Origin of the sequence: Streptomyces polyasparticus (genome assembly GCF_014493765.1) — a bacterium.
Classification (GTDB): domain Bacteria; phylum Actinomycetota; class Actinomycetes; order Streptomycetales; family Streptomycetaceae; genus Streptomyces; species Streptomyces polyasparticus.
This window is the reverse complement of sequence record NZ_JACTVJ010000005.1, coordinates 15,693-32,601: the sequence shown is the minus strand read 5'-3', so window position 1 is coordinate 32,601 and position 16,909 is coordinate 15,693. Positions and strand designations below refer to the sequence as shown.

14 protein-coding genes are annotated in these 16,909 nt (G+C 71.2%); 5 read left to right on the top strand and 9 right to left on the bottom strand.

Annotated elements, in window-relative coordinates:
* Positions 1 to 56 precede the first annotated feature (56 nt).
* The gene (gene eno / locus H9Y04_RS08640) at positions 57 to 1,364 is read left to right on the top strand and encodes a phosphopyruvate hydratase (protein WP_187813144.1); all 1,308 of its coding nucleotides are present in this window, start codon (positions 57 to 59) and stop codon (positions 1,362 to 1,364) included.
* Positions 1,365 to 1,438: 74 nt separating this feature from the next.
* Here the strand turns inward: eno and H9Y04_RS08635 are convergent, their stop codons facing one another.
* The 6 genes from H9Y04_RS08635 to H9Y04_RS08605 all read right to left on the bottom strand — a co-directional run bounded on the left by H9Y04_RS08635 (position 1,439) and on the right by H9Y04_RS08605 (position 9,340).
* Positions 1,439 to 2,278 (bottom strand): carbohydrate ABC transporter permease, encoded by an 840-nt coding sequence (locus H9Y04_RS08635; protein ID WP_187813143.1) that lies wholly within the window; start codon positions 2,276 to 2,278, stop codon positions 1,439 to 1,441.
* Positions 2,268 to 3,233, bottom strand: a complete 966-nt coding sequence (locus tag H9Y04_RS08630; protein ID WP_187813142.1) for a carbohydrate ABC transporter permease — start codon at positions 3,231 to 3,233, stop codon at positions 2,268 to 2,270. Before H9Y04_RS08630 ends, H9Y04_RS08635 begins: the two co-directional genes overlap by 11 nt.
* Positions 3,234 to 3,240: 7 nt before the next feature.
* Positions 3,241 to 4,500, bottom strand: a complete 1,260-nt coding sequence (locus H9Y04_RS08625; protein ID WP_187813141.1) for an ABC transporter substrate-binding protein — start codon at positions 4,498 to 4,500, stop codon at positions 3,241 to 3,243.
* A gap of 15 nt (positions 4,501 to 4,515) precedes the next feature.
* Positions 4,516 to 6,111, bottom strand: coding sequence for an FAD-dependent oxidoreductase (locus H9Y04_RS08620; RefSeq protein WP_187813140.1), 1,596 nt, complete (start codon positions 6,109 to 6,111; stop codon positions 4,516 to 4,518).
* A gap of 86 nt (positions 6,112 to 6,197) precedes the next feature.
* Entirely contained in the window at positions 6,198 to 7,220 is a 1,023-nt protein-coding gene (locus H9Y04_RS08615) for a LacI family DNA-binding transcriptional regulator (RefSeq protein WP_187813139.1), read from the bottom strand.
* Between the two features lie 950 nt (positions 7,221 to 8,170).
* Positions 8,171 to 9,340 carry a serpin family protein gene (locus H9Y04_RS08605; RefSeq protein ID WP_308800915.1) on the bottom strand — a complete coding sequence of 390 codons (1,170 nt, stop codon included), beginning with the start codon at positions 9,338 to 9,340 and terminating at the stop codon, positions 8,171 to 8,173.
* A 780-nt stretch (positions 9,341 to 10,120) separates the two neighbouring features.
* On the opposite strand from H9Y04_RS08605, the gene trpS reads away from it, so the two are divergent.
* Positions 10,121 to 11,200: a tryptophan--tRNA ligase gene (gene trpS, locus H9Y04_RS08600; protein ID WP_187813136.1), complete on the top strand. Its 1,080-nt coding sequence runs from the start codon at positions 10,121 to 10,123 to the stop codon at positions 11,198 to 11,200.
* Between the two features lie 27 nt (positions 11,201 to 11,227).
* Here trpS and H9Y04_RS08595 read toward each other — a convergent pair whose 3' ends face one another.
* From H9Y04_RS08595 to H9Y04_RS08585, 3 genes are all read right to left on the bottom strand, one after another.
* On the bottom strand, positions 11,228 to 11,854 hold the full coding sequence (locus H9Y04_RS08595) for a hypothetical protein (protein WP_187813135.1): 627 nt from the start codon (positions 11,852 to 11,854) through the stop codon (positions 11,228 to 11,230).
* Between the two features lie 204 nt (positions 11,855 to 12,058).
* Positions 12,059 to 12,904: a class I SAM-dependent methyltransferase gene (locus tag H9Y04_RS08590; RefSeq protein WP_236070685.1), complete on the bottom strand. Its 846-nt coding sequence runs from the start codon at positions 12,902 to 12,904 to the stop codon at positions 12,059 to 12,061.
* Positions 12,901 to 13,893, bottom strand: coding sequence for a carboxymuconolactone decarboxylase family protein (locus H9Y04_RS08585; protein WP_187813134.1), 993 nt, complete (start codon positions 13,891 to 13,893; stop codon positions 12,901 to 12,903). The genes H9Y04_RS08590 and H9Y04_RS08585 overlap by 4 nt, the downstream gene beginning before the upstream one ends.
* A gap of 337 nt (positions 13,894 to 14,230) precedes the next feature.
* On the opposite strand from H9Y04_RS08585, the gene H9Y04_RS08580 reads away from it, so the two are divergent.
* The 3 genes from H9Y04_RS08580 (at position 14,231) to H9Y04_RS47475 (ending at position 16,888) form a co-directional block, all read left to right on the top strand.
* The gene (locus tag H9Y04_RS08580) at positions 14,231 to 15,367 is read left to right on the top strand and encodes a sensor histidine kinase (protein ID WP_308800914.1); all 1,137 of its coding nucleotides are present in this window, start codon (positions 14,231 to 14,233) and stop codon (positions 15,365 to 15,367) included.
* Positions 15,364 to 16,026, top strand: coding sequence for a response regulator (locus tag H9Y04_RS08575; protein WP_187813132.1), 663 nt, complete (start codon positions 15,364 to 15,366; stop codon positions 16,024 to 16,026). The genes H9Y04_RS08580 and H9Y04_RS08575 overlap by 4 nt, the downstream gene beginning before the upstream one ends.
* A gap of 166 nt (positions 16,027 to 16,192) precedes the next feature.
* Positions 16,193 to 16,888 (top strand): DUF4232 domain-containing protein, encoded by a 696-nt coding sequence (locus tag H9Y04_RS47475; protein ID WP_187813131.1) that lies wholly within the window; start codon positions 16,193 to 16,195, stop codon positions 16,886 to 16,888.
* Positions 16,889 to 16,909: the final 21 nt, after the last annotated feature.

Here is a 16,909-nt window from a genome sequence, read left to right as displayed (position 1 = left end):
CGTCGCACCCAGGCGGGCCGAGGCAGCCGACATCGGGAAGGGCAGCGATCCGCGCCATGAACCCCACGTCATCGATATCCACCCGCACCACCGTCTCCTCCGTCACCGCCCGTCAGATCCTCGACAGCCGCGGCAATCCCACCGTCGAAGTGGACGTCACCCTGGCGGACGGTTCGCTGGGCCGTGCCGCGGTCCCGTCCGGCGCCTCCACCGGAGCCCGTGAAGCGGTCGAGCTGCGCGACGGCGACCCGCGGCGTTGGCACGGCAAGGGCGTCACACAGGCCGTGGCCCACGTCAACGGCGAGATCGCGGAGGCTGTACGCGGCCGCGCGGCCGAGGACCAGTCCGGGCTCGACGCCGCACTGATCGCGCTCGACGGCACCCCGGACAAGTCACGCCTCGGCGCCAACGCCCTGCTCGGTGTCTCGCTCGCCGCCGCCAAGGCCGCCGCCGCGGCCCACCGGCTGCCGCTTTACCGCTACCTCGGCGGCGCCGACGCCCATCTGCTCCCGCTGCCGATGATGAACATCGTCAACGGCGGTGCCCACGCCGACAATCCGCTGGACTTCCAGGAGTTCATGATCGCCCCGGTGGGCTCGGAGACCTTCGCCGAGGCCGTACGGATCGGCTCGGAGGTCTTCCACACCCTGCGCCGCGACCTGCTCGCCGCCGGCCACGCCACGGGCGTGGGCGACGAGGGCGGATTCGCTCCGGAGCTGCGTACCGCGGAAGAAGCACTCGACTTCGTGGTCCGCGCGATCGAGCGGGCCGGCTACCGGCCGGGCGAGGACATCGGCCTCGTGATGGACCCGGCGTCCTCGGAGTTCTTCACGGACGGCGCCTACGACTACGCGGGCGAAGGCGTACGGCGCACGCCGGCCGAACACGCCGCCTACCTGGCCAAGTTGATCGACGCGTACCCGGTCGTCTCCATCGAGGATCCCATGGCCGAGGACGACTTCGACGGCTGGCGCGAACTGACCGCGCAGGTCGGCGACCGCTGCCAGCTCACCGGCGACGACGTGTTCTGCACGAACGAGACGCTGCTGCGCGAGGGCATCCGCACCGGCGTGGGCAACTCGATCCTCGTGAAGGTCAACCAGATCGGCACGCTCTCCGAGGCCCTGGCCACCGTCCGTACGGCGCACCGCGCGGGCTACACGGTCGTCATGTCGCACCGCTCGGGCGAGACCGAGGACACCACGATCGCGGACCTCGCGGTCGCGACGGGCTGCGGCCAGATCAAGACCGGCTCGCTGTCCCGCTCGGACCGTACGGCGAAGTACAACCAGCTCATCCGGATCGAGGAGGAGCTGGGGGAGTCGGCGCGCTACGCGGGCGCGGAGGTCCTGCGCCGCAAGTGACCCCGAGCGGTAGGTGAACACGGACCGGCGCGCACCGCCCCCACAGCGATGCGCGCCGGTGGTTCAGGACCCCGTCACTTCAGCCCCGTATGCGCCAGCCCTTCCACGAACTGCCGCTGCGCGAACACGAACACCGCGAGCACCGGGAACGCCGTCAGCGAGGCCGCGGCCAGCTGCACGTTCCACATCGGACCGCCGTACGCGTCCACGTACTGCGTCAGCGCCTGCGGCAGCGTGAACATCTCCGGGGTCGTCAGATAGACGATCGGCTCCAGGTACAAGTTCCAGCTGTGCAGGAAGGTGAAGATCGCCACCGCGGCCAGCGCAGGGCGGGCCAGCGGCATCGCGATCCGCCAGTAGATGGCGAAACGGCCGAGACCGTCCATCCGGGCCGCCTCCTCCAGCTCGCCCGGCAGCGCGAGGAAGAACTGCCGCATGATGAAGGTCGCGAGCACGCTCGGCGCGCCCAGGATGGGCACCAGGATCAGCGGCCAGTGCGTGTCGACCATGCCCCAGCCGTTGAACATCTGGAACAGCGGGACGATCGTGACCTCGCTGGGGATCAGCAGGCCGGTCAGGACGACCAGGAAGACCACGTTCTGGCCGCGGAAGCGGATCCGGGCGAAGGCGTAGCCGGCCATCGACGACACGATCAGCGTGCCGATCGTCACGACCACAGCGATGTACATGCTGTTGAAGTACTGTTGCCCGAACGGCTGCAGCTCGAAGACCTTCTCGTACGCGGAAGCCGTCGGACTCGCCGGCAGGATCGACGGCGGGAAGGCGAACACCTCGCTCACCGGCTTGAAGGACGAGCTGGCCATCCACCAGGTCGGGAACACGAACGGGATGCACAGGACGAGCAGCACCCCGTAGAGCACGAGCTTGGCGCGGGGCGAGAGCTTACGACTCATGGAAGACCCACTTCTTGCGCATCTGCCACTGGATCACGGTGAGCACGAGCACGATCACGAAGAGGAGAACCGAGAGCGTGGCGCCGTATCCGAAGTGGTGGAACTTGAAGGCCTGTTGGTACAGGTAGTAGACGAGGACCGTGGTGGAGCTGTTGGGCCCGCCCTGCGTGAGCACCGCGATCTGCGCGAACACCTGGAGCGAGCCGACCACCGTGATGATCGAGGTGAGCAGCACCGTCGGGCTGATCATCGGCATCGTGATCCGCCAGAACTGCCGCCGGCGCCCGGCGCCGTCCATCGTGGCCGCCTCGTAGAGCTCCTTCGGTACGCCTTGGAGCGCGGCGAGGAAGAGCACCATGTTCAGGCCGACGTTCTTGAAGACCTGGACGACGATGACCGAGGCCATGGAAGTGCCCTCGCTGCGCAGCCAGTTGGGGCCCTCGACGCCGAAGAGGTCGAGTCCCGCGTTGATGCCGCCGTTCTTCTGCAGCAGGAAGCCCCAGACGATGGTCCACGCGACCAGCGAGACGACCACCGGCGAGAAGAACAGGGTGCGGAAGAACACGCTGCCGCGCAGCTTCTGGTTGAGCAGCACCGCGAGTGCCAGGGCGAGCGTCAGGTTGAGGACGACGAGCCCGATGGAGAAGAGCGCGGTGGACTTGAGGACGCCCGGCAGCTTCGGATCGTCGAGCAGCTTCTGGTAGTTGTCGCCGCCCACCGAGTGGAAGGTGCCGGCGAGCACGTTCCACTCGTGGAAGCTGTACCAGACGACCAGGCCGAGCGGGATCAGGACGAAGAGGACCGAGCCGATCAGCTGCGGGGCGATGAAGAGCCAGCCGGCCAGCTGGTCACGGCGCCGCGCGGTCCAGAACGGCTTCTCGGTACGGGGCCGCCCGCCCGCCCCGCCGCCGGACCGACCGGCGGCGGGGGTGCGGGGTCGTTCGAGGGTCTTCATCAGGGACTCACTGCTCCAGGAGCGGGTTGATCGCCGTGCAGACGCCCTGCAGCACCTTCGCCACGTCCGCGTCCTTCTTCCACAGCGGGTCCAGGGCGCCGCGTACCGCGTCGTTGATCTCCGCCTGTCCGCTGTGGACGGGCTTGACCTTGCCCTTCTGGATACCGTCGATCACCACGTCCGACAGCTGCTTCTCGCTCAGCTTCGGGTTCGACTTGGCGAGGGTCGCGGCGTCGAGCTGGGAGCTGCGGGCCTGCGGGAAGTAGGCGCCGAGCTTGGCGGAGTTGTCCTTGTTGGTCAGGAACTCCAGGAAGCCGTCGGCCTCTTCGGGGTGCGCGCTCTTGGCGAGGCGTGCGATACCGGCCTGCCCGATCACGTCGTACTCGCCCTTGGGGCCCTCGGGCAGCGGGACGAAGTCCCACTTGAACTTGTCGCCGAGCAGCGAGGCCCGGCTCATCTGGGTGACGGTCATCGCGGACTCACCGGCGAAGAAGTCGGCGCTCGTGCCCGGGGCGAGCATCGACTCGTCCTCGAAGACCGCCTTGTGCAGCGAGGTCATCGCCGCGACCATCTCGGGCTTGTCGAAGCCGCAGGTCTTCCCGTCCTCGCTCCAGGCTTCCGCGCCCCAACCGCCCCAGTACTGGGCGAGGTTGTCCCACATCTTGTAGTCGAAGTCGCGGATCACCATGCCCGTCTTGCCGGTCTTGTCGTGCACCGCGGCGCCGAGCTCGGACACCTTGTCCCAGTTCCACTTGCCCTGCGCGATCAGCTCGGCCGGTGTGGGCTGGCCGGCCTCCTTCAGCATGTCCGTGTTCACGAACACCCCGAACGGCGAGGTGGAGAACGGGTAGGCGTACAGCTTGCCGTCCTGCTCCCAGATCTTCTTCGCGGACGGCAGGACATCCTTCTCGTCCTTGAGGTTCACCTCGGCGAGCGCGCCCGAGGAGACGAAGTCCGCCGCCGAGTTCTCGAAGATCCACGCCAGGTCCGGTGACTTGCCGCCGGCTATCTGCGTGGTGAGGGTCGTCGTGTAGTTCTCAAGGGGCAGCACGTCGAACTTGATGGACTTCACGTCCGGGTGCGCCTTGCGGTACTCGTCGGCGATCCCGTTGAGCAGCTTCATGTGCTCGGGGGAGCCGGACCAGACGGTCATCCGGAGGTTCACCGGACCGTCGGACGCGGTGCCGGATCCACCGCCGCAGGCGGTGAGCGCCAGGACCGAGGCGGCGGCGAGTGCGGTGAGCGAGATGCGGGTCTGCTTGCGCATGGGAGGTGCTCCTGATCAGTAGCCGCTGATGTCGGGCCAGCGCAGCTCCACACCGTGCGAGGTGAGCAGACGCTGGAAGGTCTCGAGCCGTTCGGGGGAGTTGCGCACGGCGCGCGGGCTCAGCCCGTGCTCGACGCAGTGGGCCGCGAGCAGACCTGCGGCCTCGCCGATGTTCCACTCGACGGGGTGCAGCCGGTAGCAGCCATTGGTGATGTGCGTGGTGCCGAGGTTCTTCGACGCCGGCAGGAGGTTCTCCACGCGCTGCGGGATCAGCGCGCCCAACGGGATCTCGAACGGACTGGAGGGCACGTCGATGTAGTTGTCGCCGCCGGTCGAAGGGTGCAGATCGATCCGGTACATGCCGATGCCGACCGAGTCGAGGTAGTTCACGGCGCCCTTGCCGCCGCGCACATCGAGCGACAGATCCTGCTCGACGACCGTGTACTCGGCCTGGATACGGCGCGATTCACGGTGGTACGGGGCCTGCGCGAGTCCGTCCTTCGAACCGGTGACGTCACCACGCAGCCGCAGACCGGGGAAGCCGGTGCCGCCGTCGGCGCGCGGGGCCTCCGTCTGCATCCAGTACAGCATCGAGAACGACAGCTCCTTGGCCCGCGCCAAGTGCCGGTCTGCGTCCGGCACTTCGATCGCCGGACCCTCCAGGTAGTCGATCATCGGCCAGTTGACCAGCGTGATGTCGCTCTCGTACGCGCCCGGCGTGAACATCTCGCGCGCCGCGATCCGCCGGAACGTCCACAGATTCATGTCCCCGCCGCTGACCCGCTGGTCCGCGACCACCGACAGCGGATCGTCCCCGGGGTTGGGTGTGAAGCCGCGCTCGACGACCTCAAGGGTGCGCGGGTGCGGCGCGCGGAAGGAGAGCAACGGCGCGCCCCAGAAGGAGGGTTGGTACGTGCGCCAGAAGTCGTACGAGGCCGGCTTGTCGATGGTGTGGTCGCCGTCGACGTGGTCGAGGGCGAAGCAGTACGAGACCGCCTGCAGATTGAGCGGCTGCGCCTCGTCCGGTGCGCTGGGCTCCCCGGTGTCGGACTGGGCCTCGAACCCGGTGACGTACTCCGTGCCGGTGAGCGGAAGCAGTTCACCGGTCTCGGTCGCGTCGAGCACATAGGACCCGGTGAGCGTCAGGCGCTCACCCGTGTCGCGGTGCTCGACGGTCACCGACGTGACCCGGTCGCCGTCCGTCTCGGCGGCAACCGGACGGTAGGGCTGCAGCACGGTCAGGCGGCCCGAGCCGCGGTACGGCGCGAGCATCGCGTCGATCACGGCGACCGAGACGCGGGGCTCGTGGCACAGCCGGCTGACGTACCCCGCACCGGGGTTGAGGTCCCGGCGGGCGCGGGCCGCCTCCGTGAGCGGGTAGTGGCGCCGGTAGTAGTCCCGGACGCCTTCCCGCAGGGAGCGGTACGAGGCGGTCGCGCCGAACTGCTCGATCCAGGTGTGCTCGTCCGGCGGCACGGCCTGGCTGGTGAGCTGGCCGCCGAGCCAGTCGTACTCCTCGGTGAGCAGCACGCTCCGGCCGGCCCGCAGCGCACCGAGCGCCGCCGCGACTCCGCCGGTGCCGCCGCCTATGACGAGGACGTCCGCTTGCATGGGTCTCCTTTGTGCGGAAGGAAGTCGATCTGGAGCTGGGGTGGTTCAGCCGTGCGGAAGGGAGCCGATCTTCAGCCCGGGGTGGTTCAGCGGCGCGGCGGGGCGAGCGTCTCGCCCTCGACCGGCCGGCAGGCGAGCAGCCGCTGGCTGACCTGCGCCTGGCCGTGCAGCATCTCCGTCAGGAGCTCGACCGCCTGGCGGCCCATCTCCTGGCGGGGGATGGTGAAGCCCGTATACCGGAGCGGGGCGTCGACCGGGGTGGTGGGGTCGCCGAGCGCGATCACCGAGAGGTCATCGGGGATGCGAAGGCCGCGTGCGGCCGCCGCCTCGGTGAGCTCGACGGCATCGGCGAGGAAGTCGACGAACACCGCCGTGGCCCCGGCGGCGAGGATCCACTCCAGACGGTCCGCGGGCTCCGGCACCTCCACGCCGACATGGAGCGCGTCCGCGCCCGCCGCCCTGCGGAAGCCCGCCAGACGGTCCGCCGAGGACTCGGCACCCGCACCGGGACCGACGAACGCGAACCGCTCGTGCCCCAACTCTCGTGCCCGGTCGACCTGTTCGGCCGTCGCCGCCACATAGTCGGCCCCGACGTACGGCACCGGCAGCCCGTCCGCGTCGTCACGCCGCCCGACACAGACGAAGGGGTAGTCCTCGGTGACGAGCCGGCTGAGCTCCTCGGACGGGATCGCCCGCCCGAGCAGGACACAGCCGTCGGCCACCCGCAGGCGGTTGTTCTCGTGGAAGATCCGCCGGATCCCGTCCTGTACCGGAGCGCTGGTGAAGAGCAGCAGATCGCAGCCGCTCAGCTCGGCGCTCTCCTCGATCCCGCGCAGGAACGGGTAGTAGAAGTCGGCGCTCGTCGAGGGGAACACCGGCTCGTACGTGAAGACGCCGAGGATCTGGTTGAGCTGCTTGAGCATCCGGCGCGCCAGCGGGTCCGCCGCGTACCCGGTCTCCCGGATCACCCGCAGCACCCGCTCGCGCGTCTCGGGCGCGATACGTGCCGCGTCGGGCCGGTTGTTGAGCACCAGCGACACCGTGGTCTGGCTGACACCCGCGAGCCGTGCGATATCCCGCTGGGTGAGCCGGCCGGGAGCCTGAGGCATGGGAAGGAGACCCCTCACGTAGAGTGGCTAATACGTATTGCTTGGAGCAGATGCCGAGGAAGCTAGGGGCGGACCACGCGCCGCGTCAAGGGTGTTGCAGCAGGAGTAATACGGATTAGCGGCGAACACTGGCGGACGCGGCGGGGTTACGCAGGGCAAGTTGCCAGGCTGCGAAGGCGATGGACGCGTGGCGAGGCCCTCCGGTGACCCGTCGCGAGGCATGACCGCCGCCCGGCAGCTATGCGGATAGCGGCCGCGAGTTATGCGGATAACGCCCGCGCGCCCCTTGACACCCCGTCTCCGCAGCCATGAGCATCCCTGCCCATGCGGCCTTGGCGAACAGCCTTGTCGCAGCAGCCTGTTATGCGCATGGCGATCGCGAGGGGGTGGATTCATGGCGGGCCGGGTGACCGGGCCGACGTGGCGCGGTTCGCGGGGGTGAGTCAGGCGACCGTCCCGCTCGTCCTGAACGCCGAGTGCGTCCGCGCGGGCGAAGCCGGCGGCCGCCGGGTCCTCGACGCGATCACCCGAGCCGGCGCATCACCCTGCGTGGCAACCGCGGATACCGGGACAAGACACCGGAGGTCACCCAGTGGGGCGCGACGGTGACGGACGCGTGCTCCGAACGCCGCCTACGGGCACTGGAGTTCGCACTGATCGAGATCGGGGGCGGGCGATGAACGGCATCACACCACGTGCTTTCGTCGCGGGCGCTCTCGCCGTGTCCGCCGCTGGACCGTCTGCGCACCGACCCCGCGGCCGACCGTACCCCAATGCTCTCCTGGGCGGCCGGCGACACCGCGCACCTCACGGCGATCGGGGCCGGCACCCTCGACCCCTGGATCGACGACCGGGCACGGGCGTGCCGCTTGTCGTGGGCGAGACCGGGCCGCACCGGGCGGACAGCGATCCCGTCCAGGCGGCGTGGCTGCGCGCGGCGAATCCGTACTTCAGCCCCGCATCCAGTCGCGCTCCGGATACGGGGTCGGATCGGCGACCCAGCCGGCCGTGAGGACGAGGCGGGAGGTGCGGTGGACGGTGAGGAAGCCGAAGGGACGGTCGAAGGCGGCCTCGATACGCCGCACCGTGTGCCGCGGTGCGGGCGGCGCACCGCCGGCCACTGCCGCCAGCGCGGTCACGGCCGCCGACTCGAACCCCTCCGCGTCGAAGACGGCGAGCGCGGACTGGGCGGCCGCACCGATGGCCAGCGGGCGCGGACCGATGCCGGGGAAGTGACCGCGACCGGCGTTCGAGGCCGATTCCAGGCCGTACCGGGCCGCGTCCTTGAGCAGATCGTGCCGGGCCGTCACGCGGAACGGGCAGGCGGTCAGGTCGAGTTGGGGGTCCGGGCGCGCACTGCGCTCGTCCGATACGAGCAGGCCGGGGCCCGGCCGCCCCAGGGGCAGTCGGTCACCGGGCACGAGGTCGCCGGAGAGCGCGCCGATCCCTTCGGACAGGACCGTGGACGGCGTCATCTCCTCGGGGCCGAGAAGGAGATGCACATCGACGCCGGTGTCGCCGAGCACCTGGACCAGGGTGAGCGGCCCGGCGGCGGTGTGCGCCACGCCCACCCGGTCGTGCAGCGAGGTGAACCGGTGCAGGCCCAGGAGCTCACGTCCCTGCCAGGGACCCGAGTCCGGCAGCAGCAGCGTCTCCCGGAACGGACGCAGCCAGCGCGTACGTACCAACTGGGCCCCGGCGAGCACGAGTTCGGTGTCCTTGTGCACGTCCACGGGCATCGCGTCGATCAGGCCGTCGGTGTTCCGCGACGCCCAGGCGTCGAGCCGCTCCTGACTGACCGCGGGGTCGCTGTCCAGCAGGCCTGTCAGCCCCGTGGGCAGCCGCAGCGTCCACTCCGGGTGCAGCGGAAGATCCGGGGCGGTCCAGAAACCGACCGCCGTCCGCGTGCCGCGTATCCCGCCGAACGCGTCGAGCAGCTCGTGCGCCATCCGTATCGCGCTGTCGGCCCGCACTCCGACCGCGTCCTCCAGCTCGTCGCGCGCGGGACCGTCCGCGGGGTCCGCGAGCAGGGCGAGGAGCGGCCACAGGCTCGGCGCCGAGAACACGGTCGCCTCGTGGCCGCTCAGACCTCGGGCCCACCGCTGGGTGAGACGGTTCACGGCGCGCACGGTGGCTGCTCTCGGTTGCATGGGCTCATTTAAGCCCGTGCGACTTTCAACCCGTGCGCATTTTCAGCCCCTGCGGCGCTTGAGCAGGCGGGGTCTGCGGGCGGCGGGGTCTGGGGGTGCACGGGGCGAAGGCCCCGTGGGCCACCCACCGCGGGGGCCGGGGCGGGTGGCCCACCCCCAGCCCCTGCGGCGCTTGAGCAGATCCGACCGGGGGCGGATGCGGGGGCCGGGGTGGAGCCTCGCCCCCAGCCCCTGCGGCGCTTGAGCAGATCCGACCGGGGGTCGGATGGGGGGTCCGGGGCAGAGTCCCGGTTTCGGGAAGGGGCGGGGCGGGGAGAAAGGCCCGCCGCAGGCGCACCCGCCACGGGCCCGCGGGGATTCCGCCCGCTGCACCCCGGCATCGCGGCGCCCGCCGCAGGCGCACTCGCCGCCGGCCCGCGGCCCTGCACCCCCGCATCGCGGCCCACCCGCACCCAAGCCCCACCCGCACTCAAGCCCCCCGCACCCAAGCCCCCCCCCGCACTCAAGCCCCCCGCACCCAAGCCCCACCTCATCCAAAAGCCCGATGCGCCCAAGCCCAGCCCTCCCGTATCCTGGCCGCATGTCGATCACGTGCTGTCTGTGCTGGTGGCGCTCCCTCTAGGAGCGGCCACAGATCAGACACACCCCGGGCCGTGCCACACCACGGACGGCCCGGTCCCCTGCGTGAAGGTGATCTCCCGGCCCGTTCCGGCCCGGATCGATCCACCACCTCGCGGCAGGAGACAGACCATGCAGACCGACACCATCACCGCCACCAGCCTCAGCAGCGACAGCATCTCCGTCGCGCGGCGCCGCAGCGCCGAGCTCGAGGAGCAGATCCGCCGCGACCCCGCGCGTTTCCGGGTGCTCACCGGTGACCGGCCGACCGGACCGCTCCACCTCGGCCACTACTTCGGTACTCTGCGCAACCGCGTCAGACTCCAGGACGCCGGCGTCGAGACCTTCGTCCTGGTCGCCGACTACCAGGTGCTCACGGACCGCGATGTCGCCGAGCGCCAGGCCGAGATCGTCGAGGAGCTGATCCTCGACTACCTGGCCATCGGCATCGACCCCGAACGCTCCACCGTCTTCACACACAGCGCCGTCCCCGCGCTCAACCAACTCCTGCTGCCGTTCCTGTCGTTGGTGTCGGTCGCCGAACTCCAGCGCAACCCCACCGTGAAGGACGAGATCGCGCACTCGCGGCAGTCGGCGGTGAGCGGCCTGATGTTCACCTATCCCGTGCACCAGGCGGCGGACATCCTGTTCTGCAAGGCGAACCTGGTGCCCGTAGGACAGGACCAGCTGCCGCATCTGGAGGTCACGCGGACGGTCGCGCGCCGTTTCGACGAGCGGTACGGTCCGGTGTTCCCGGTGCCGGACGCGCTGCTCTCCGAGGCACCGCTGCTCCTCGGCACCGACGGCACCAAGATGAGCAAGTCCCGTGGCAACGCGATCTCCCTGAGCGCCACCGCCGACGAGACGGCGAAGCTCATCAAGGGCGCTAAGACGGATGCCGAGCGGCACATCACGTACGACCCGGAGAACCGTCCCGAGGTCTCCAGCCTGGTGCTCCTCGCCGCTCTGTGCGAGGGCGGGGACCCGCGGTCGGTGGCGGACGAGATCGGCGACGGCGGGGCCGCGGCGCTCAAGCGCCGGGTGACGGAGTCGGTCAACACCTTCATGACCCCGCTGCGCGCCCGCCGCGCCGACTACGCCGCTGACCGCACGTATCTCCGCAAGATCCTGCACACCGGAAACGAGCGCGCCACCGCCGTCGCCGACGCCACCCTGACGGAGGTGCGGCAGGCGATGGGGACGCTGTACTGACGGAACAGGCGGAACGGAGGGGCGGGTTCAGGCCTGCGCGGTGAGCTGCTGCAGCGCCGCGCGGGCCGCCGTCTCGGCGCCCTCCTGTATCGACGCCTCGGTGGGTGCCTTGCGCGACTCGAAGTCGCAGCCGTTGTACGTGATCGTCATCAGGGCGTTGCCCGAACGTGCGGTCACCACGGCCTCGCGGGTCTGCTGCTTGTCCTTGGTCGTCAGCGAGACCAGGATCGTGGCGGCGTCGCCGAGGTCCCGCAGCGGCTGCCCGCCCTTGTCGCCGTACTTCTTGTACGCGGCTTCGGCGGCCTTCTGCGAGTCGAAGACCTCGTACGAGACATCGAGCCAGCGGTAGTCGAAGTTCTTGAGCGCACTCCACGAGCAGGTGCGGCGCCGGTCCGGGTCCGTGAGCTCTATTTCCTTGCCCGCCGGCTTGGCGCCGGGCACGAGCTTCTTCACGACGGCGGCGTCCACCGCGCCACAGGGCTCGGGCGGCTTGTCGTGCTTCGCCTCGGGCGTCGGTGTGGGCGTGGAGCGTGGGGCGGCAGCCGGCTTGATGTCGTCGGGCGCGTACGGGCCGCTCGTCCAGGCCCAGCCGGCCGTGGCGAGAACGACGACCGGCAGCAGGCGCCCGGCGAGCAGCAGTGGCAGCGAACGCATGGCGTCCACCTCCTGCAGGGGAAACGCGGGGGTCAGCCGCGCGAGAGCGGGGGTGTGAGGGATGACAGTGCCATAAGTGCAGCCGTGGGGAACAGGGGAGCCGGACGAGACGTGGCTCATGTCCCGTCCGGCTCTTGCCGGTTGCTTCGCTGTTTGCGATGGAGTGTTGTGAATTGCCGGATTTGACCCGCGGGTGGGGCTCGCTCAGGGACGTACGCCCGTCACCAGCCACACACTCGACGGGAGCCGCACTCCCAGCGGACCCGCGTAGGGCGTGAACACCTCCGCCATCGCCGCCCGCACCTCGGCCGCCACCTCGGTCCGCGGGCCGCGCGACAGGACGAAGTCCACGGCGTCCTCGGGGTCGCTGCCGTAGACCGACGCGGCGTGCACCGGGCGGATCGCCACCTGGGAGAAGTCGGCGAGGACCTCGCGCAGCCGGTCCGGCTCGCAGAGCGAGGCCATCGCGCGATGGGCCGCCGTCGTCACAGGGTCCGGCGGCAGCGGCCGCAGCTCGGCGAGGCGCCCGAAGACCCGGGCCTCCACGCTCTGCGCATCCACCGGCTGCGGGCAGATGAATGCGAACCGGCCGCCGGGCCGCACCGCCCGGGCGATGTTGGCGAACGCCGCCCGGTGGTCGGCGAAGAACATCACGCCGCCCCGGCTGATCATCACGTCGAAGCCGCTCTCGGGGAAGGGGTGCGTCTGTGCGTCGCCCTGCTCGTACCAGAGGTTGGGCAGAAGTGCCGCGCGCGCCCGCTCCAGGAGCGGTGCCGAGATGTCCACGCCGAGCGCCCGGCCCCAGCGGGCGAGCCGCGCCGCCCTGCGGGTGGTCGGGCCCGCACCGCAGCCGATGTCGAGCACGCGGTCGGTGGGCCGGATCGCGGCGGCCTCGAACAGCGCGCTGTCGAAGTCGGCGAGCATCGCGTCGTACCGCTCGTGATGCGCGGCCCAGTGGCCGCCGACGGCACCGTTCCACACGTCGGTCTGCGGGAGTTCGGCGGTCATCCGCGGAGGTTCGGTGCTCATGCGCCTGACGTCGGTGCTCATCGGGACTCCAGGGCGGACGCGAAGCCGAAGGCGACACGGTCGACGGCGAGGAACGCGCCGTAGGCGACCAGGTGCACCAGACAGTGGTCGGCGTGCTGCGGGGTGCGCCAGGCCGCGATGTCCTCGTCCGTGATCCGGTACGGGGCCAGGGCGGCGAGCAGCGCGAGACGGGCGCCGGGACGTTCCTCGCGGGAGGGCAGCCCGGGCCAGTCCTCGTCGGGGTGCTCGCCCTTCCAGTCGGCCACGGCCTCCTCGACGAACTCGCGGTCCTCCTCGTCGAGCAGCCCGCCGCCCATGGTCGCGGCGTGTTCGAGCGCGGCGTACGCGCTGCCGATCGCCGTGCCCGCCGCCCAGGCGGGCCCCGTGCCGGCCTCGTCGAGCAGCGGCAGGCTCAGGCCCGGCACCGGCGCCTGGCGCACCGCCTTCGACAGCGAGCGGCCGGCGAGGCTGCGCACGGCGCGGTACCTCTGTGCGCCGCCCGGCAGCACGCTGGGGGTGAGCAGGGCGGACACGATCCGGTTGATGAAGTGGAACGCGAGCACCGTGCCGACGTACTCCGGCCACTCGTCGCGCGGCACCGGCGGGGCACTCGCACCGCCCGGTGCACGGCTCTCCTTCGACCAGGCGAGGATCCGCGCATGCGTCTCGTCCTCGGGTGCCTGACCGCCCGCAAGGCGCTCGGCGAGGCGGTGTTCGCCGGTCGCGTGCAGCAGCATCGTGTGGGCGTCCACGCAGAACTGGCAGCGGTTGGCCTGCGAGGCGCCGAGCGCGGCGACCTCCTTGCCGACGCGCGAGGCCTCGCCGGCGAGCAGCGACTCCCGCATCAACGACCAGGTGGCGGAGAGGAGTTCGTACGAGGGCGAGAGGACCTGGAACGTCGCGAGCTTGTCCATGCCGAAGTCCGCGCCGATCTGTGCGTAGACCTCGGCGGTGCGGCCGGTGGCCGACTTGGGCGGGACGGGCTGGGTGTAGCGGAACGGACCGGGCATGACAGCCTCCGTGAAGGGTGTGGGGGCGCCTCGCCGTCCGGCGGCTCCGGCGCCTGCTGATGCCCTCCATGCTGTTGCGTCCGGGCGCTTGGGTCGTCGTACGGCCGGACCGACCTGCGGCTGGTGCGCGCGGGGCGGCGCACGGCGGGGACTACTACGGGGGGAGTAGCGCAGAATCGGTGCCGGGGGAGGACGTGCGGCGGGCGAGGCCGCGCCTAGGGTGCCCATGCGCGGGTCCTGCCCGGCGGCGCGCATCCGGGACGGGTGTGCCTCGACCGAGGTGCGCGTACGGGATGTGCGTGTCTCGCCCGAGGCGCGCATACGGGAGGGGAGTGCCGTGACAGTCGACGACGCGCGGCTCAATCGGCCGCAGCCGCCGGTGACTTGGCGTGGGCGGGTCGGTGACGCGGTCCTCGCCGTGGTGGTCGGCGCGCTGGTGATCGCCTCGGCTCCGCCCGCCGCCGGGTGGCCCGCCTTCGCGCTCGCCGGCGCGGGATCCCTCGCCCTGGCCGCGTACCGGCCGGCGCCCCGCGCCGTCCTCGTCGTCACCACGCTGCTCCTGTCGGCCTACGTGGTGCTCGCCGAGCCGGGCGCCGCGAGCGCCCTGCCGGTGGTCGGCGCGGTCCACACGGCCTCCCGCGTGGGCCACCGGGTGCCGGGTGCGGTCGCCGCGGCCGGATTCCTGGCCGTGTTCGCCGTGGCCGGCGAAGGGCTCAACACGACCTTGCTGCTTGCCGGTTGGTTCCTGTGCGCCAATGTCACCGGACTCGCCGACCAGAACTGGCAGGCCTACCTCCGCCAGACCGAACAGCGCGCACTCGACGCCGAACGCACCCGCGAGGAGGTCGCCCGGCGCCGCGCGGGCGAGGAGCGCCTGCGGATCGCCCGAGAGCTGCACGACTCGCTCACCCACAGCATCGCCGTGGTGAAACTCCAGGCCGGAGTCGCCGTCCATCTGGCCCGCAAGCGCGGCGAGGAGGTGCCGCCCGCCCTGCTCGCGATCCAGGAGGCGAGCGGCGAGGCGATGCGGGAACTGCGCGCCACGCTGGTCGTGTTGCGCGAGCCGGGCCCGGCCGGGCGGGTCAAGGAGGTCGTGGAGCGCGCCCGCGCCGCCGGCCTCTCCGTCACCCTCACCGACTACGACGGCGACCTGCCGGACGAGGTGCAGCACACCGTGTACCGCATCGTGCAGGAGTCCCTGACGAACGCGGCGCGGCACGCGCGGGCCTCGGAGGTCACCGTGCAACTCACCGCCGATGAGGGGCAGTTGGAGGTGCGCGTGGAGGACGACGGACGTGCGGATCCGGTGGCCGGATTCGAGCCGGGGATCGGCCTGACCGGGATGCGGGAGCGCGTGGCGGCGCTCGGCGGCACGCTGGAGTGCGGCCCGAAGGACGAGGGCGGCTTCCTCGTACGGGCCCAACTACCGCTCTCTGTAAGAGAAATGACCGCCCGGACCTCGGAGGCGCAGTGATCCGCGTCGTACTCGTCGACGACCAGGCCCTGATGCGGGCCGGCTTCCGTGCGCTGCTCGACGCCGAGGAGGGCATCGAGGTGGTGGGCGAGGCCCCGGACGGAGCGCAGGGCGTCGAGCTCGTACGGGCCGAGGTGCCGGACATCGCGCTTGTCGACGTGCAGATGCCGGTGATGACGGGCATCGAGGCCACCCGGAAGATCGCCGAGGACCCGGCGCTCGCCGGCGTCCGCGTCGTGATCCTCACCAACTACGGCCTGGACGAGTACGTCTTCGAGGCCCTCCGGGCAGGCGCGAGCGGCTTCCTGCTCAAGGATACGGAGCCGGCCGATCTGCTGCAGGCGGTGCAGGTCGTCGCGGCGGGCGAGGCGCTTCTGTCCCCGTCGGTCACGCGGCAGCTGATCGGCGAGTTCGTGGCCCGCCCGCCGGATCGCGCGACGGCTCCAGGACTGGAACACCTCACGCCGCGCGAACTGGAGGTCACCGCACTCGCGGCCCGCGGTCTGAGCAACGAGGAGATCGCCGCGCACATGGTGATCAGCCCGTTCACCGCGAAGACCCATGTGAGCCGTGCGATGACCAAGCTGGGGGCGCGGGACCGTGCGCAGTTGGTGGTGTTCGCCTACGAGAGCGGCCTTGTGCGGGCGCGGGGCGGGTGAGCGGAGCGGCGATGGGCAGGTGAGCGGCCACGCACAGGCGAGCGGGCACGTACTGACGAGCGGCCACGCACAGGCGAGCGGGCACGTACTGACGAGCGGCCACGCACAGGTGAGCGGCCACGCACAGGCGTGTGGGCCGCCGGTACCCCCGTGGCATGATCCCCGGGTGACCCGCATATCAGTACGGCCCGTCCTCGCCCTGGTCCTCGCCGCGACGCTCACCACCCTGGCGACGGGCTGCAGCTCACTCGCGGACGAGCTGGAGCGCGAAGCCGACCCGGCACGCGCCTCACAGGCCGCGGACGACGCACCGGCGCCCGCCCCCTCCGTACCGGACCCGGACGACCTGGAGATCGAGCCTTCGGCCGCGCACAGCGCGACGGACTGCGGCGCGGAGTCCCTGCGGGCCACGGCCTCCCTGGTCGACGCCGCGATGGGGCTGCGCGCGATGAGCATCACGTTCACCAACTGCGGTACGAGCACCTACGAGGTGAACGGCTACCCGGCCGTCACCGTCCTCGACGCCGACCGCGAGCCCGTGGCGATCGAGGTGCTCAAGGGCACCGACGGCATCTCGACCGGCCTGCGCAACACCAAGCCGACGGCGATACGGCTGCAGCCCGGCGAATCCGTCCTCACCACGCTGACCTGGCGCAACACGGTCACCGACGCCACCAGGCCCGCCCCGCACGGCACATACTTCGACATCGCCCCCGCCCCGGGGCGCGGCAGCCATGTCGTCCAGCCCGCCGACGGCGGCCCCATCGACATCGGCAGCACGGCCCAACTCGGCACCTCCGCCTGGGAGAAGGCCCCGGCCGACCCGGGCGGCACGGGCCCGGAGCCGACCACGCCGAACTGACCCGGGCGGGGGCGGAGGCCG

Bases quoted from the DNA above. Each gene is read 5' to 3' on its own strand.
- eno (WP_187813144.1), top strand. From the start codon at position 57: ATGAACCCCACGTCATCGATATCCACCCGCACCACCGTCTCCTCCGTC.
- H9Y04_RS08635 (WP_187813143.1), bottom strand. From the start codon at position 2,278: ATGAGTCGTAAGCTCTCGCCCCGCGCCAAGCTCGTGCTCTACGGGGTG.
- H9Y04_RS08630 (WP_187813142.1), bottom strand. From the start codon at position 3,233: ATGAAGACCCTCGAACGACCCCGCACCCCCGCCGCCGGTCGGTCCGGC.
- H9Y04_RS08625 (WP_187813141.1), bottom strand. From the start codon at position 4,500: ATGCGCAAGCAGACCCGCATCTCGCTCACCGCACTCGCCGCCGCCTCG.
- H9Y04_RS08620 (WP_187813140.1), bottom strand. From the start codon at position 6,111: ATGCAAGCGGACGTCCTCGTCATAGGCGGCGGCACCGGCGGAGTCGCG.
- H9Y04_RS08615 (WP_187813139.1), bottom strand. From the start codon at position 7,220: ATGCCTCAGGCTCCCGGCCGGCTCACCCAGCGGGATATCGCACGGCTC.
- trpS (WP_187813136.1), top strand. From the start codon at position 10,121: ATGCAGACCGACACCATCACCGCCACCAGCCTCAGCAGCGACAGCATC.
- H9Y04_RS08595 (WP_187813135.1), bottom strand. From the start codon at position 11,854: ATGCGTTCGCTGCCACTGCTGCTCGCCGGGCGCCTGCTGCCGGTCGTC.
- H9Y04_RS08590 (WP_236070685.1), bottom strand. From the start codon at position 12,904: ATGAGCACCGACGTCAGGCGCATGAGCACCGAACCTCCGCGGATGACC.
- H9Y04_RS08585 (WP_187813134.1), bottom strand. From the start codon at position 13,893: ATGCCCGGTCCGTTCCGCTACACCCAGCCCGTCCCGCCCAAGTCGGCC.